The 16,038-nt window shown below is 68.2% G+C and carries 15 protein-coding genes; 12 read left to right on the forward strand and 3 right to left on the reverse strand.

Translation table 11 applies throughout. The features are described 5' to 3' along the window. Positions 1 to 226: 226 nt before the first annotated feature. Positions 227 to 1,249: an AraC family transcriptional regulator gene (locus H4F70_RS09660; protein ID WP_182359966.1), complete on the reverse strand. Its 1,023-nt coding sequence runs from the start codon at positions 1,247 to 1,249 to the stop codon at positions 227 to 229. A 286-nt stretch (positions 1,250 to 1,535) separates the two neighbouring features. On the opposite strand from H4F70_RS09660, the gene H4F70_RS09665 reads away from it, so the two are divergent. The 7 genes from H4F70_RS09665 to H4F70_RS09695 all read left to right on the forward strand — a co-directional run bounded on the left by H4F70_RS09665 (position 1,536) and on the right by H4F70_RS09695 (position 8,889). Then, positions 1,536 to 2,513, forward strand: a complete 978-nt coding sequence (locus H4F70_RS09665) for a quinone oxidoreductase family protein (protein ID WP_182359967.1) — start codon at positions 1,536 to 1,538, stop codon at positions 2,511 to 2,513. Between the two features lie 95 nt (positions 2,514 to 2,608). Then, the gene (locus tag H4F70_RS09670; protein WP_182359968.1) at positions 2,609 to 3,535 is read left to right on the forward strand and encodes a TauD/TfdA dioxygenase family protein; all 927 of its coding nucleotides are present in this window, start codon (positions 2,609 to 2,611) and stop codon (positions 3,533 to 3,535) included. Positions 3,536 to 3,588: 53 nt separating this feature from the next. Then, positions 3,589 to 4,641, forward strand: coding sequence for a beta-keto acid cleavage family enzyme (locus H4F70_RS09675; protein WP_182359969.1), 1,053 nt, complete (start codon positions 3,589 to 3,591; stop codon positions 4,639 to 4,641). A 203-nt stretch (positions 4,642 to 4,844) separates the two neighbouring features. Next, positions 4,845 to 6,236: an MFS transporter gene (locus tag H4F70_RS09680; protein WP_372497625.1), complete on the forward strand. Its 1,392-nt coding sequence runs from the start codon at positions 4,845 to 4,847 to the stop codon at positions 6,234 to 6,236. Beyond that, positions 6,233 to 6,841, forward strand: coding sequence for an RBBP9/YdeN family alpha/beta hydrolase (locus H4F70_RS09685; protein ID WP_182359970.1), 609 nt, complete (start codon positions 6,233 to 6,235; stop codon positions 6,839 to 6,841). The genes H4F70_RS09680 and H4F70_RS09685 overlap by 4 nt, the downstream gene beginning before the upstream one ends. Positions 6,842 to 6,916: 75 nt before the next feature. Beyond that, the gene (locus H4F70_RS09690; RefSeq protein WP_182359971.1) at positions 6,917 to 8,497 is read left to right on the forward strand and encodes a long-chain-fatty-acid--CoA ligase; all 1,581 of its coding nucleotides are present in this window, start codon (positions 6,917 to 6,919) and stop codon (positions 8,495 to 8,497) included. 11 nt (positions 8,498 to 8,508) lie between these two features. Next, the gene (locus H4F70_RS09695) at positions 8,509 to 8,889 is read left to right on the forward strand and encodes a carboxymuconolactone decarboxylase family protein (RefSeq protein ID WP_372497626.1); all 381 of its coding nucleotides are present in this window, start codon (positions 8,509 to 8,511) and stop codon (positions 8,887 to 8,889) included. Between the two features lie 27 nt (positions 8,890 to 8,916). Here the strand turns inward: H4F70_RS09695 and H4F70_RS09700 are convergent, their stop codons facing one another. Next, positions 8,917 to 9,948, reverse strand: coding sequence for an alpha/beta hydrolase (locus H4F70_RS09700; RefSeq protein ID WP_235681528.1), 1,032 nt, complete (start codon positions 9,946 to 9,948; stop codon positions 8,917 to 8,919). A 135-nt stretch (positions 9,949 to 10,083) separates the two neighbouring features. On the opposite strand from H4F70_RS09700, the gene H4F70_RS09705 reads away from it, so the two are divergent. From H4F70_RS09705 to H4F70_RS09725, 5 genes are all read left to right on the forward strand, one after another. Then, entirely contained in the window at positions 10,084 to 11,232 is a 1,149-nt protein-coding gene (locus H4F70_RS09705) for an enolase C-terminal domain-like protein (RefSeq protein WP_182359973.1), read from the forward strand. Positions 11,233 to 11,365: 133 nt separating this feature from the next. Then, positions 11,366 to 11,947 carry a phage holin family protein gene (locus H4F70_RS20195; RefSeq protein ID WP_220471792.1) on the forward strand — a complete coding sequence of 194 codons (582 nt, stop codon included), beginning with the start codon at positions 11,366 to 11,368 and terminating at the stop codon, positions 11,945 to 11,947. After that, entirely contained in the window at positions 11,944 to 12,297 is a 354-nt protein-coding gene (locus H4F70_RS09715) for a DUF3618 domain-containing protein (RefSeq protein ID WP_182359974.1), read from the forward strand. Before H4F70_RS20195 ends, H4F70_RS09715 begins: the two co-directional genes overlap by 4 nt. Positions 12,298 to 12,338: 41 nt before the next feature. Next, positions 12,339 to 12,857, forward strand: coding sequence for a DUF1360 domain-containing protein (locus H4F70_RS09720; RefSeq protein WP_182359975.1), 519 nt, complete (start codon positions 12,339 to 12,341; stop codon positions 12,855 to 12,857). A gap of 81 nt (positions 12,858 to 12,938) precedes the next feature. Beyond that, positions 12,939 to 14,150, forward strand: a complete 1,212-nt coding sequence (locus H4F70_RS09725) for an alcohol dehydrogenase catalytic domain-containing protein (RefSeq protein WP_182359976.1) — start codon at positions 12,939 to 12,941, stop codon at positions 14,148 to 14,150. 65 nt (positions 14,151 to 14,215) lie between these two features. On the opposite strand, the gene H4F70_RS09730 is transcribed toward H4F70_RS09725, so the two are convergent. Further along, positions 14,216 to 15,997, reverse strand: a complete 1,782-nt coding sequence (locus H4F70_RS09730) for an alpha/beta fold hydrolase domain-containing protein (RefSeq protein ID WP_182359977.1) — start codon at positions 15,995 to 15,997, stop codon at positions 14,216 to 14,218. Positions 15,998 to 16,038: the final 41 nt, after the last annotated feature.

Here is a 16,038-nt window from a genome sequence, read left to right on the forward strand (position 1 = left end):
GAATCCTTCCCGTGTGAGCACCTCGCGCAGCAGTGCGTGCTTCCCGGCGCATGTTCCCACCCCTCGCCGGCGGACGTCGTCGGCCGTCGGGGCTCCGGGCCACGCGTAAGGGATGGATTGAATGCGCTGAACCGCGTCGCGTAGGAAATTGCGTCGCCGAGCCCCGGAAAGTTCAGATCGTGTCAAGCGCATGCTGCTTCCTGCCGCTTTCGGAGTTCGACGTCGATTATCGCAACCAGTCCTCCATGGCGCGCAGGCTCCGCCACTGCCGCGGAGACACTCCGAACCGGGTCTTGAACCACCTCGAGAAGTTGCTCGACGCCGAGAATCCCAGCATCGCCGAGACGTCGGTCATCGAGTTGCGCGGGTTCGTCACGAGGTGTGCGGCGAGGTCCGCCCGTACGTCGTCGAGCACGGACGAGAATGTGCTGCCCTCGGCGGCCAGCCACCGGTGCACCGTGCGTCTGTCCACCCCGAGGCTGCGCGCCACCTGGTCCGTCGAGCAGCGCCCCGTCGGCAACAGCATCTCGATCAGATCGCGGACGCGTCCGGTCGGCGACGTCTCGTGGTTCGAGGCCGCGTCGTCGAGGAACCGGTGCGCGTACGGGCGCATCAGCGGGTCCGACTGCGGGTTCGCCGCGTCCAGTTCGCTCGAATAGAGCACGACGCCGTTGAACTCCTGGCCGAACTTGACGACGGTGCGGAAGGTCGAGATGTATGTGCTGATGTCCGCCGGCTCCGGATGCGTGAAGGACACGCTGACGGGACGCCAACCAGGTCCGGCGAACTCGGCGAGCACACCGTGGACCACGCCGACGGCGAGGTCGACCGACTGCGGGCAGGCCGCCTCCGCGGTCCCTCCTACGTCGATGCGGATGCGGATCGTGGCGATGCCGTTCGACTCGACCATCCGTGTATGGAGGGCCTCGTTGTACATGCGCTCATAGCGGATGAGCATCTGCAGCGCGCGACGGACGTCAGGTTCTTCCCGCATCGCCAGGCTCAGCGGCCCCAGGTTGGACAATGTGCGCAAGGCCGCCAGACGCAGCCCGAAGTCGGCTTTGCGGGTCGCCGCGGCGGCGTGTTCCAGCAGCTGCGCGACGGACTCCGCCGGCACCCAGCGGTCCTGCTGGCTCAGGCTCGCGACATCGAGTCCTGCGGCGCGGATCAACGGAACCGGGTCGGTCGCCAGTGACCGGCACAGGTCCACGAACTTGTTGAGCGACGCATACCGCGCGAGCGGCTTCATCCGGCCCGGCGCCTCCTCTCACCTGTTCCGGGGCCTCCCCCTCGTCGCTGCGTCGCATGCGCAGCGACGAGGGATTGGTGTCCCGATTCGCATAGAAGTATATCCCAGCAAGATAAGAGTCACTGTCGATTCGCGCATAGTGTCATGAACATCACATCAACGACCGGGCAGGTCACGGGTCACTTGAACTCTCAAACGACCAGGCCCGAAGGTGTGAACGGCGAGTCTCCGTGGCGTACGCAACGCGGTCTCGGCGACACGATCGCACCTTTTCAAGGAGGACACTATGGCGAAGGCCATTCGATTCTACGAGACCGGCGGACCCGAGGTCCTGCAGTGGGAATCGGTCGAGGTGGGTGAGCCCGGGACGGGTGAGGTCCGCATCCGTCACGAGGCGGTGGGCCTCAACTTCGCGGACACCTACTTTCGCACCGGCGTCTACCCGGTCCCCCTGCCCAACGGCATGGGAGTCGAGGCCTCCGGCGTCATCGAGGCGGTCGGTCCGGGCGTCGAGGGCTTCAGCGAGGGCGACCGCGTCACCTACACCGGCAGCCCCCTCGGCGCCTACAGCACCTCCCGGGTCATGCCGGCCTCGCACCTGATCGCCATCCCCGATGCGATCAGTTGTGAGACGGCGGCCGCGATGACGATGCGCGGGCTCACGGCCTCCTACCTGCTGCGACGGATCCACCCGCTCGAGGCGGGCGACACGGTGCTCCTCACGGCGGCGGCCGGCGGGGTCGGCCTCATCTTCACCCAGTGGGCGGCGAAGCTCGGCATCAACGTCATCGGCACCGTGTCGACCGAGGAAAAGGCCGCGGTGGCCCGCGCCAACGGATGCGCCGAGGTGATCGTGCACACGCAGGTCGACGACGTCGCCGCAAGGGTCCGCGCATTGACCGACGGGCAGGGCGTGCCGGTGGTGTTCGACAGCATCGGGAAGGCCACGTTCCACAACTCGCTCGACGCGCTGTTGCGGCGCGGACTGCTGGTGTGCTTCGGCACGGCCTCCGGGCCCATCCCCCCGATCGACGCCATGCAGTTGGCGGTCAAGGGGTCGCTTTTCGTCACGCGTCCGGCCCTGGCGGACTACATCGCAGATCCGGCCGAACGCGCCGCACTCGCCGGCGAGCTTTTCTCGCATGTCGCCGCCGGCGACATCGACGTCAATGTCAATCAGCGCTACGCGCTCGAGGAGGCCGTGCTCGCGCACAAGGAGCTCGAAACCGGTCGCAGCATCGGGTCTTCCGTCCTCCTCCCCTGACGCCGATCGCGCCATCCACCCGCGCGAAGAACAACCGGCGCGCGCACAGCGCGGGATCCATCGATCGTTCCGACATTACGAAAAGGAGCAAAGCCATGGCCACACTCACCAGTCCTGTACCGTCGGTCCCGCACGCGGACACGGCACAGGCCGGAGCACGGGGCCGCACACCGTTGACCGTGGAGAAACTGTCTTGCGCGCTCGGCGCCGAGGTGAGCGGCATCGATCTCGGTGACGCGGCGCACGACGACGCCCTGTTCACCCGGCTGCGCGCTCTGCTGCTCGAACACAAGGTGCTGTTCTTCCGTGACCAGGACCTGGCCCGTGCGGACCACGTGACGCTCGCCGAGCGTTTCGGCCCCCTGGAGGACCATCCCGTCCTGGGGTCCGACCCGGACCACCCGGGGCTGGTCCGCATCTACAAGGACGCCGACACGCCGATCGAACGCTTCGAGAACGCGTTCCACTGCGATGCGACCTGGCGGCAGAACCCCCCGATGGGATCCGTCCTGCGCTGCGTCTCCGCGCCGCCCGTCGGCGGCGACACCATCTGGGTGAACATGGCGCTGGCCTACGAGCGTCTGCCCGAAGAGGTCAAGGAGCGCATCGCCGGGCTGCGGGCACGGCACAGCATCGAGGCCACGTTCGGTGCGCGAATGCCGCTCGAGCAGCGGCTCGCGCTCAAGGAGCGTTACCCCGACCCGGAGCACCCCGTGGTGCGCACGCACCCCGAGACCGGCGAGCAGGTGCTGTTCGTCAACAGCTTCACGACGCACCTGACCAACTTCCACACCGACGCGAACGTCCGCTATGGCATCGACTACGCGCCCGGCGCCGGCGAGCTGCTCCGCTATCTGCAGAGCCAGGCATCGATCCCCGAATACCAGGTGCGCTGGCGTTGGACGCCCGACAGCATCGCCATCTGGGACAACCGGTCCACCCAGCACTACGCGGTGCAGGACTACTGGCCGGCGGTCCGGCAGATGGAGCGCGCGGGCATCGCTGGCGATCGTCCTTTCTGACCCTTCTTCTCCAGGCGAAGACAACCGAAACCCATCCAGAACGGAGTATCACCATGCATTTCCACGACGACGCCCTCTTCCCGGAGTGCCAGGACAAGCTGGTCATCACCAGCGCCCCCTACGGCCCGGAGTGGGAACTCAACGATTTTCGTGAGGACCTGCCGCTGACGATCGAGGAGCACGTGCAGCAGGCGGTGGACTGCTACGAGGCGGGCGCGACCGTCCTGCACATCCACGTGCGCGAACTCGATGGCAAGGGCTCCAAGCGGCTGTCGAAGTTCAACGAGCTGCTGGCGGGTCTGCGCGAAGCTGTGCCGGACATGATCCTGCAGGTGGGCGGGTCCATTTCGTTCGCCCCGGAGGGTGAGGGAGCCGACGCCAAGTGGCTCTCCGACGACACCCGGCACATGCTCGCCGAGCTCGACCCGAAGCCGGATCAGGTCACCATCGCCATCAATACCAGCCAGATGAACATCATGGAACTGATGACCGCCGACGACATCGCGGGCACCTCGATGGAGCGCCCCGAGCTGTCGGACGCTTACCGCGAGATGACGGTTCCCGCCGGTCCCGAGTGGGTCGAGGAGCACCTGCGCCGCCTGCAGGCCGCCGGCATCCAGCCGCACTTCCAGCTCTCGAGCATCCCCCAGCTCGAGACCGTCGAGCGGCTGATCCGCCGCGGCGTCTACACCGGTCCGCTCAATGTGACCTGGGTGGGCATCGGTGGCGGATTCGACGGTCCGAACCCGTACAACATCATGAACTTCATCAACCGGGTTCCCGACGGCGCCATCCTGACCCTCGAGACGCTGATGCGCAGCGTGCTTCCCGTCAACGCCATGGCCATCGCGATGGGGCTGCACAGCCGGTGCGGCAACGAGGACACGATCTGGGGTCGCAAGGGCGAGAAGATGACCTCGGTCCAACAGATCCAGCAGCTCGTGCGTATCGCCGGCGAGCTCGGCCGCGAGGTCGCCACTGGCAAGGAGGCCCGCGATATCTACCGGATCGGCGAAACCTACGTGGATGCGGACGAGACGCTGGCCAAGCTCGGCTACGCGCCCAACCGCCGCCCCGGCCAGGTCGGCTTCACCCAGCACGCCTGACCCGCTTTCCTGGCCGGCCGCGGCGCCACACCCCTGCATCGCGGCCCGCCAGGGCCCCTCCTTCTGCACGTCTCTCCGCGCTCACTCCCCCTGTCCCGGCTCCCGCAGAACCCCGCACGGACCCTGCGGACCTCCCCCCCCATCTTCCGCACGCGCACCTCCAGCTCCCCGCGCAGCTCTACGCTTGATTCCAGGAGCATGTCATGGCACTGCAAGCCGACTCCCTCGATCTGCCCGATGTTCGGGTCGACTCCCCCGGCAATCCGACCGACAGCCACCGACCACAGCCGAAGACGCCGATGAAGTCGAAGAGACGACGGATCTATCCGTGGCTCGTCTTCGCGATCGCGTTCGGGCTGCTGCTGTCCGACTACATGTCCCGTCAGGTGCTCAGCGCGGTGTTCCCGCTGCTGAAGTCCGAGTGGTCGTTGTCCGACTCGCACCTGGCCTCGCTGACGAGCATCGTCGCACTGTCGGTGGGCATCCTGACGCTCCCACTGTCGCTGATCGCCGACCGGTTCGGCCGGGTGCGCAGTCTGGTCGTCATGGCGACCTTGTGGAGCATCGCTACGGTGTTCTGCGCGATCGCGCAGAACTACGAGCAGATGCTGGGCGCCCGCTTCCTCGTCGGCGTCGGCGAGGCAGCCTACGGCAGTGTCGGGATCGCACTGGTCCTGGGCATCTTCCGCTCCAAGCTCCACGCCACGCTCAGCGGCACGTTCATGGCCGGCGGGTCGTTCGGCTCGGTGGTCGGCGTCGCGCTCGGCGGCGTCATCGCCGTCCAGTTCGGCTGGCGCTGGGCGTTCGTCGCCATGGCCGTCCTCGGGCTGATCCTCGTCGTCGCCTTCCGCCTCATCGTCAACGAGTCGAGGCTCGAAGAGCACGCGGTGCGTGAGGACACCGCCGACAGCGGCGCCGGATCCGCACGTCTGCGGCCACCGATCTCGAGCCTGTTCACCAATCCTGCCGTGCTCTGCGCGTACGTCGGCGGCGGGCTGCAGATGTTCACCGCGGCGGTGCTGCTGGCGTGGACGCCGAGCTTCTTCACCCGGTTCTACGACATGGAACTCGACGACGCGGCACTGGCGGCCTCGGGCATCGTCCTGCTCATCGGCTCCGGAATGGTCGTGTGCGGCATCATCACCGACCGGCTGGGCCGACTGGACGTGATGCGCAAGTGGTACACCGCAGTCGCGTACTGCGCCATCTCGCTGGTGTGCCTGGGCGTCGGATTCTCGTTGGGCACCGGGCTTATCCAGATACTTCTGCTGTGCATCGGCGCGTTCTTCTCCGCCGGGTCCTCCGGCCCCACCGCCGCCATGGTCGCCAACCTGACGCACGAGAGCATCCGTGCCTCGGCGATGGGCAGCCTGACGGTGGCGAACAACCTGCTCGGCCTCGCGCTCGGCCCGTTCGTCGTCGGAATCCTCGCCGACCACCTGGGCCTGGTCCAGGCGTTGAGCCTGGCGCCCCTCGTCTACATCCCCGCGATCATCGCGCTCATCATCGGCCGGCGGCTGCATCCCGCAGGACTGCGCCGCCTCGCGGCCACCGTCGAGAAGACCGTGGCGAACCATGAACGGAGCTCCCTGTGAACACGTCGCACGACCCTGCCGTCGTCATCGTCCCGGGCCTGCGCGGGCACGTCGACGACCATTGGCAGACCCATCTCGCCGCAAGCCTCGGCCGGACGGTCCGCACCGTCCAGCCGCTCGACACGGCGCCGCTGAGCCGCGCGGCCCGTGTCGCCGCACTCGACGCCGTCCTCGACGAGGTGGAGGGGCCGGTGGTCCTGGTGGCGCACAGCGCCGGCGTGCTGACCACGGTGCACTGGGCGCAGAATCCCACCCGCGAGATACAGGGCGCGCTGCTGATGACGCCGGCCGACATGGAAGAGCCGCTGCCCGCGCCGCATCCGACGTACGACGAGGTCGACGAGGGCGGATGGCTGCCGATCCCGCGGCGCGTGCTGCCGTTCCCGAGCCTGCTGGGGATCAGCACCGACGACCCGCTGGCACGCTACAGGCGCGTGACCGGGATGGCCGAGGTATGGGGCAGCCGGCTCGTCGATCTCGGCGCAGTCGGGCACTTGAACCCGGCGTCGGGCTTCGGCCCCTGGCCCCGTGCCGAGGAACTGCTCGCCGAGCTGATCGAGTCCACTGTTGAGCGGCACGCGACGACCTCCGCGGCATCGCGATGATCGGTCCCGCCTCCGCGGCCTTGTCCGATCCTTTGGCTGCCCCTGCCTCGTACACGACGGAACGGAAGTGAATCGATGTTGAATCTCAGTGTAGTCCTGGAGGATTCGGCCAGGCGCTACCCCGAACGGACCGCCCTGGTATGCGCAGGACGGCGGCTGTCCTACCGTCAGGTGGACGAGTGGTCCAACGCGATCGCGAACCTGCTGGCCGCGCGCGGGGTGACGCCCGGAGCACGCGTGGCGCTCTCCTGCCCCAACATCCCCGAGTTCGTCGCGATGTACCACGGGATCCTCAAGACGGGGGCCGTGGTGGTCCCGCTGAACATCATGCTCAAGCCCCAGGAGATCGCCTACCACCTGAAAGACTCCGGCGCCCTGGTCTACCTGTGCTTCGAGGGGGACGAGGGACTGCCGACGGGCGATTACGGCCGTGCGGGGTTCGACGATTCCCCCGGGTGCAGGGAGCTGCTGACCTTCACCAGCATGATCGGCGCCGGGGACGATGCGGGCGCTGCCGGTGCGGATACTGGCGCGTGGGCGCCGCTGAAGGACATGCCGCGCACCTTCCCGACTGTCGTGCGCTCGCCCGAGGACACCGCGGTGATCCTCTACACCTCCGGCACCACCGGCCGGCCCAAAGGTGCTGAGCTGACGCACGCCAACATGACGCTCAACGCGCTCACTGCCAACCGACTGTTCGACAGCAACTCGATACGCCACGACACCTATCTGCTCACCTTGCCGCTGTTCCACTCGTTCGGTCAGACGGTGATGATGAACGCCGGGCTCGCCACGGGCGCGACGCTGGTGTTGTTGCCGCGGTTCGAGGCGCGGGCAGCGCTGGATCTCATGCTGGCCGAGGAGATTTCGGTGTTTGCCGGAGTGCCGACGATGTACTGGAGCCTGCTGGGCGCCCTCGACGATTCGGTCGATGTCGCGCGCATCGCGGACAACCTACGGGTGGCCATCTCCGGAGGTGCCGCGCTGCCGGAGGAGATCCTGTCGGACTTCGCGGGCCGCTTCGGCATCCCCATCCTGGAGGGGTACGGGCTGTCGGAGAGCTCCCCTCTTGCGCTGTTCGTGGATCCGCAGCGGGGTCCCAGGCCGGGGTCGATCGGTGTACCGGTGTGGGGCATCGAGGCGCGCCTGGTCGACGCGGACTGGAACGACGTGGCCGACGGCAGGGTCGGCGAGCTGGCGATACGCGGGCACAACGTGATGAAGGGCTACCTGCACCGTCCTGAGGCGACGGCGGAGGTGCTGCGCGACGGCTGGTTCCGGACCGGGGACCTGGCGCGTCGCGACGAGGATGGCTACTACTTCATCGTCGACCGCGCCAAGGATCTCATCGTGCGCGGCGGGTACAACGTATATCCGCGGGAGATCGAGGAGCTTCTGCTGATGCATCCCGCTGTGTCTCTCGCGGCGGTCATCGGGGTCCCGCATGACCGGCACGGCGAGGAGATCGCCGCGTTCGTCATCATGGAGCGGGGCGGCCAGGTCGACGCCGACGAGCTGTCCGCGTGGTGCAAGGAGCGGCTCGCCGCGTACAAGTACCCGCGGTCGATCGAGTTCGTCACCACCCTGCCCATGACGGCCACCGGCAAGATCCTCAAGCGCGAGCTCGCGGCCGCACGACAGGCCGTCGCGTCGTGAGCGCGGATCGGGTGGGCGACTGGTCGCAGCAGCAGGAGCCCACCGTGGGGCGATTGCGGCGCACGGGCGGCTGGAACCCGTTGTGGGACGGAATGGATGAACTTGACCCGTCGTGGGCGGAGGACTACATGTCCGCCGTCAGCGAGCCGTACGAGGGCGGGGTCCTGTCGCCGGAAACCGTGCAGCTGCTGTGCATCGCGGTGGACGCGTCCTGCACCCACATGTTCGCCCCTGGCGTGCGTCGGCACATCCGGACCGCGCTCGACATGGGCGTGACCCAGGAGGAGATCTTCGAGGTCCTCAAGCTGTGCACCACGGTGGGCATCCACTCGATGAACCTCGCGCTGCCGATCCTCCGCGAGGAGTCCGGCAAGCCTGCAACGGCACGCTGACCGTGGCCCGGGCCTGACACCGCGTGTTCATGCGGCCCGAACCGGCGTCGGATTTCGAGGGCCAGACGGGCCCGGCCCAGTATGCCGGGTGATGAACCAGGAGATCTCACTGAGCGCGCGTTCCCCCTCCGGGGTGAGTGTGGTGGTTGCCGGAAAGTCGTGCATCTGGCCGTCCCACACGTGCAGTTCGCAGGGCCGGCCCGCCTGGCCGATGAGATCGGCCATCACTTCGCCATCGGTGCGTAACAGGTCGCGCCCGCCCACGTGGATGCTCACCGGCGGTAGTGCGCTGAGGTCCTCACGCAGAGGCGACACCAGGTCGACGCGTTTGCCATCCACGGCGATGCGCCGGTGGCAGTGACGCAGGTAGCGCACCATCGCCCGCAGTGCCGAGCGCGGAAGCATGGGGCAGCCGTCGCCGTCCGGCCGGTGCAGCGTGGGCGATGCGTCGGTGAGCGGCGACACAGTGGCGATCGCGGCAGGGGTGGGAAGGCCCGCTTTTGCGAGTGAAAGGACCGAGGTGAAGGCGAGGTAACCGCCGGCCGAGTCGCCCACCACCGCGATCTCACCAGCCTGATATCCGGCGTCGAGCAACCAGCGATAGCCGTCCACGGTGTCTTCGACCGCGCTCGTAACGGCACTGTCCGGCAACATGCGGTAATCGACATTGAGCACGGCTGCGTCCGACCTGTCGGCCAGCTCGGAGGCCATGGCACGGTGGGTGTTGAGACCGCACATGACGAATCCGCCACCGTGCAGGTACAGCACGGCACGCTTGCGACAATCCTGCCGTTCCGTCGTGCGCAACCATTCGGCGCCGCAATGCGGCAAGCGCACGGGCTGGGCGTCGGTATGGGAGGGCGATGGCAGCAACCTGGCGGCCTTGTCGACCAACCCCGTCGGCCATCCGAGAGCCGGGTTGATCGCCCATCCGCGCATGATCTGCTTGACTGTCAGCCGCGTCGCATCATTGACCAGGCGGGAGCGCAAGCTGGGACCGCCATGCCGGAACCGAGCGACCGGTCGCGGGCGTGCCTTGGAACGGGGTGCCGACGTCATCACGCTCACCTCCGGGCTCTGCGATGGAGCATCGTGGATTCATATACCCGTTGCGCCGCAGTTGAAACCGTGCTCACGTGACGACGGAGCCGGGCCGGTGCCGTTAGACCGGCCGCTCTACGGGTAGCCGGACGTATGAATACGACGCATTCCGCCGATGATGACCCCGTTGCGGCAGCCGCGGCTTCTCCTGAGTACGCCGTGGAGAGCCTCGAGGCGTCGGCCTTCACCATCCCGACCGATGCGCCCGAATCCGACGGCACGCTTGCGTGGGACTCGACCACCGTCGTCATCGTCAGCGCACGCTGCGGCCCGCACACCGGCATCGGTTACACCTATGCGGGCCCGGCTGCCGCCGCGGTGATCGTGGGTAAACTCTCCGGCATCATCGAGGGCGCCGACGCGATGATGCCGCAGCGCTCGTGGATGCAGATGCAGCACGCGGTGCGCAACCTCGGCAAACCCGGGCTTGCGGCTGAGGCCATCTCGGCCGTCGACATCGCCCTGTGGGACCTGTACGCGCGGCTTCTGGGGCAGTCGCTCACGGTGGTCCTGGGCGCCGTGCACCAGGCGACTCCGGTCTACGGCAGCGGCGGTTTCACCTCCTACGATGACGCGCAGCTTACGGCGCAGCTCTCAGGGTGGGCGCAGGACGGCATCGGCCGGGTGAAGATGAAGGTGGGGCGCGATCCCGACCGCGACGCACACCGCCTCACGGTTGCGCGCCAGGCTGTAGGCCCGGATGTGCAGCTGTTCGTCGATGCCAACGGCGCATACCAGCGTAAGGAGGCGCTGCTGTGGGCCGGCCGGTTCGCGGAACACGACGTGCGTTGGCTTGAGGAGCCTGTCAGCTCGGACGACCTTGACGGCCTGCGCTTGGTACGCGATCGCGCCCCCGCAGGGATGGAGATCGCGGCAGGCGAGTACGGCTACCACCTCCCCTACTTCCAGCACATGCTCGACGCGGGTGCGGTGGACTGTCTGCAGGCCGACGTGACGCGCGCGTTGGGGATCAGCGGTACATTGCGCGCGGCCGCGCTGTGCGACGCCCGGTGCATGGACCTGTCGCTGCATTGCGCGCCCCAGGTCAGCGCACATGTGGGTACCGCGGTGTGGCATTTGCGTCATCTCGAGTACTTCCACGACCACATCCGGATCGAAGCCATGGCATTCGACGGCGCGCTCACTCCGCAGCCGCCCGGCGAGCTGCGGCCGGACAGGTCCCGCCCGGGTTTGGGCGTGGAGGTCCGGTGGGCGGATATCGAGAAGTACAGCGTGCGGTGAGCCTGCGAGACAGAGCTGGACTCCCGGCGGGAGGCGACGCGCTCCCCTACCTCGGCGCGGATGCGATTAGCCGGGCGAATCGGCGGGTATCCGCACCACTACCGAACGCCGATCACACAGCAGGAGGCACGCGATGGAGCGGTCCGGGGACCGGGGAGCGCATCTGCAGCACGCGAACCCGAGCGCGCAGGGCGCTGCCACCGAGGAGGAGCTCCGGAACAAACAGAATGCGAGCAGCCTCGCCGAGCAGGCCCGCGCCGACGCATCCGGGGACGGCGACGCCGCATCCGGGGACGGCGACGCCGCGTCCGGGGGCGTGTCGGCCCGCGATCCGAACCGGCCCACATCAGAGGTGCTTGGCGAAATGTCGCACCAGATCACGCGCCTGGTCCGTGATGAGGTTCAGCTGGCACTGGCCGAGTCCCGCACGAAGGGCAAGCGCCTGGGGCTGGCAGCGGGCATGGGCGGCATCGCGGCGGTACTGGGTCTGTTGGGGGCGATGGCACTGACCGCGACGGTCATCGCCGCGATCGCCCTGGTGCTGCCGACGTGGCTGTCGGCGCTGATCGTGGGAGCCGCACTCGTTCTGGCGGCGCTCGTCGCGGCGGGTGGTCTGGCCGTCGAGGTGCGTCGTGCGCGGCCGCCGTTGCCGGAGGAGACCATCGACAACGTGCAGGAAGACATCGCTATCGTGAAAGGACACCGGAACACATGAGCGCGTCGGAACACAGCGCATCACCCAGGGATTCGGACGCTGCTGCGCCGGATCTGCGAGACGAGATCGTGGCGGACATCCATAGAACGCGTGAGGAACTGGGTTCCACGGTCGACGAGCTCGCCGGAAAGCTGGATGTGCGCGCGCAGGCCGAGCACGCAGCCGACGCCGCGCGTGCACGCGCCGTGCAGACCGTACGGTCCGCGGCTGCCACCCTCGAGGAGCCGACGTTGCGAAACCTCGGCCCGCCCGTCGCAGGTCTCGCGCTGCTCATCGGGTTCCTGCTCACCGTGCGCCGGCGTGCGCGTCGCCGGGCGGCGCGCACACCACCGGCACCGATCCCGAGCTGATCGCAGCACTGTCCGGAATCGACGGATCTGGAGGTCCGACCATGGCAGTCACCGAGGCCGTTGATGCCGCGCGCAGGCACGCCGACGAATACAGGGGCGATGCGGAGAGGCCGCTGGGCGGGTACCTGACGGTGATGGCCGTCTATGGGTTGTTGGTCGCCACCGCTGCGATCAGCGTGACGCTGTCTGGACGCAGCCTGCCGGAACGTTGGACGGTGCAGGATCTGGCCACCGTCGCGATCGGCGGCCACAAACTCGCACGCCTGCTTTCCAAGGACGCGGTGACGAGTCCGCTGCGTGCACCGGTGGCCCGGTTTGAGGAGCCGGGCGCCCCCGCGGAGGTCAACGAGTCGCCACGGAAATCCTCGGGTGTCCGGCACAGCCTCGGCGAGCTCATCACCTGCCCGTTCTGCCTGGACATGTGGGTGGTCACCGGATTCGTCATCGGCCTCGTCTGCGCGCCGAGTGTCACGCGCTTGGTGGCTGGCACGTTCACAGCGCTCGGATGTGCTGACTTCCTGCAGTTCGCCTACGCGCGTGCGCAGCAGTGCATCCAGTGAACATCCAGTGACGACGACGGCACGTCGTCCCGTGAAGCCGAGGGCCCGGTCGCATCCGGGCACAGGAGAGGAGGGAGCCTCATGAAGGCCATTGTGTGGCACGCCCCGGGCGACATCCGGCTCGACGACGTCGCCGAGCCGGCCATCGAAGAGCCTACGGACGCGATAGTGAAGATCACCCGGACGGCGATCTGCGGCACCGACCTGCACGCCGTCCGCGGTTCGCTGCCGGGCATGCGCGAAGGGACGGTACTCGGTCATGAGGCGGTGGGCACCGTAGAAGAGCTCGGCTCGGCAGTACGCGGTTTCCGGCGCGGGGACCGTGTGGTGATCTGCTCCACCGTCTCCTGCGGCAGCTGCTCGTACTGCCGCGCCGGCCATACGGCCCAATGCGACAATGCGAACCCCCACGGACCCGGAGCAGGGACGTGCTTCTTCGGTGGGCCCGAACCGACAGGCCCGGTCAACGGCCTGCAAGCCGAGTACGCGCGGATCCCCTGGGCTTCATCGACGATGGTGCGAGTGCCCGACGCGCTTGGCGACGATGCCGCGCTGATGGTGTCCGACGTGCTTCCCACCGGGTGGTTCGGTGCGCGCATCGCACAGGTGTCGGCCGGCGACACTGTGGCTGTGCTCGGTGCGGGCATCGTCGGCCAATGCGCGATCGCCTCCGCAAAGCGTCAAGGCGCGCGCCGCGTGATCGCCGTGGACTCGGTGCGGTCGCGGCTCGACGTAGCGCAGTCTCAGAACGCTGAGATCGTAGATTTCACGCAGGAGGACCCCGTCACCGCGGTCCATCAGCTGACGCTGGGTATCGGTGTCGACCGGGTCATCGACGCGGTCGGCGTCGATGCGTTCCGTCCCCGGTCGGGCCCGGCGGCAGACGCGCTGCCGGCGTCGCCGGAGACCTTCGACGCAGAGCAGGCCGTGTCCGCACCCGACGCGTCGCCCGACGGCGGTCAGTGGCAGCCGGGGGACGCCCCGAGCCTAGCCCTGCGGTGGGCGGCGAAGATGACGGCGAAGGCAGGCAGCATCGGCATCGCAGGCGTCTATCCGCAGGGCTTCGACCGTTGCCCGGTGGGCGTGATCCAGCAGCGGAACCTCACCGTGCAGGGCGGCAACTGCAACCACAGTCGTCACGTGCCCCACTTGCTGGAGATGGTGACGCGGGGAACGATCGATCCTACGGCGTTCATCACGCGTCGGACACAGCCGGCGGATGCGATCGAGGCGTACCGCGCTTTTGACCTGCGCGAGGACGGCTGGCTCAAAACCACTGTGCCGATGGGCTGAACCTGCCGAAGCTGAGGCTGGATCGGCGCGGCATCGGAGCGGCTTCGCTCTGATCGGTCAGATGCTCATCGTCCGGGCAGTGTGTAGCGGTCAAGGGGGACCGAGCAGATGTCGCCGTCGTGGGCGAATGATGCGTCAGGAAGATCGTCGCCGTTCGGCCATGCATCATTGACCGCGAGGGCGAGGGCGGGCGACTCCCATGCGGCCGCAGCGCGCTGCATCACGCGGAACGCCGTGTCCGGCGGCGAGCCCACGTCCCCGCCGCGCAGAAACGTCGCGATCCGGGTATCGACGCCTTTCTCCCCGAGCAGCGTGGCGTGCAGTCCGGGCAGAACAGAGATGGGGATGTGGGACGCGGTATCCGGCGGGACCACTGCCCCCGCCACGTTGGGCATGAAGATGATCGAGCGGACGCCGGGCGCCGGGCACAGCATCGTGTTCCGGAAAAACGGCCCGTGGTCGACGATCGACCGCACGAACGGCTCGTCGGCGTGGCTGATGATGTCGTTTCCCGCCCAGCGCGCCACGGTGAGCATCCCGCGCAGCGCCCACCCCGCGGCGATCCCCCACCCGGCGTGGGCGCCGGCAGGGGGAAAGTACACGCGGCCGGGCCGCACCAACGGGCTCAGCAGGACCACGTCGGACACGTGCCGGTGCGGATAGAGGGCCAGATAGGTGTGCGCGATGACCGTGCCTTCGCTCTGCGCGACGAGCGCGACGGGCTTGCCCGTGCGGCGGGCGGTGTCCTGCACTTGGATGTGGAGTAGCGCGGCGGCTGTCGCCACCGACTGATGCGTCGCGATTCGCTGGTATCCCAGGGGTTCCCCGTCCTGCGCCACGCCCCGGTATGAGAACCGCACCGGCCCCGGTGGCGTGGGCTCCGCCGTGCCCGGCGGCCGGTAGGCGGAGCCGTATCCGGCGACGAACATGATCGTCTTGTCCGGCACATCGGCCTGGACGCGCGCGATGGCCTGCTGCTGTCCCCCGCCGAGTTGAATGCCGCCATTGCCGGCACTTGCGGCATGCGTCAGGTACAGCAGCGCCACTGCGCCCGTCAGGAATGCGGCCGGCACGGACGGGAACCACCGCCACCGCACCGGGGCGGAGACGACGCTGCGCACCAGTCCTTTCCACAGCCACGCGTTCATCGCACCCGCGCTTCCGGCGACGGGGATGGTCCACGGGCCGGGAACCGAGGCGATCGCCAGCGCACCCGCGGTCATCACGAGGAAGCCGAGGAACGACCAGAGCAGTGCCCCCGGGGTGGGAAGTCCCCGCCACCATTGCCGCACGATGCCACCGCGGCTGAGAACCAGTATGAGGAACAGGACGGGAACGACCTCTCCGAGGGCGAACCACGACAGCGACATCGCCGAGGCGGCCATCGCGACGATCACCCACGGGGTCAGCACGGCCATCGTGGCCACGGTGAAGGTGACCGTATGCCGGAACGTGTCACGCAGCGGGGTCCGCTCGGTGCCGTCCGGCCACATCACCCGGGCCACCGCCACGACGAACGCGGAGCGCAGCAGCACCACGGCGAGTGCCTCGAACGCGAACGTCCACCAGGAGTCGTGATACACGAACAGCCATCGCAAATCGTGGAACACGCCCAGCACCGGTGTGGCGCTCGCTGCCGGGGCGAGGCCGACGGCCGAGGTGAAGCCGAACGCCTGTACCGCCGATTCCTCGATGGTCGGCGGCACCACGCACAGCAGCACCAGCTGTGTGCCGCCATCCGGGCGGTCCGATCGCCGAGCCTCCCCCGACGGCGTTGCGGCAACGATCGACGTCGACCGGCGAAACAGGTTCGCAAGGCGCGACGACGCCATGGATGGCCGCATCACGCCCGCTTCCCTCCGCCCTGCCGGTTTCCACTCGTGCACCG

It is taken from the genome of Tomitella gaofuii, from assembly GCF_014126825.1.
GTDB classification, from domain to species: domain Bacteria; phylum Actinomycetota; class Actinomycetes; order Mycobacteriales; family Mycobacteriaceae; genus Tomitella; species Tomitella gaofuii.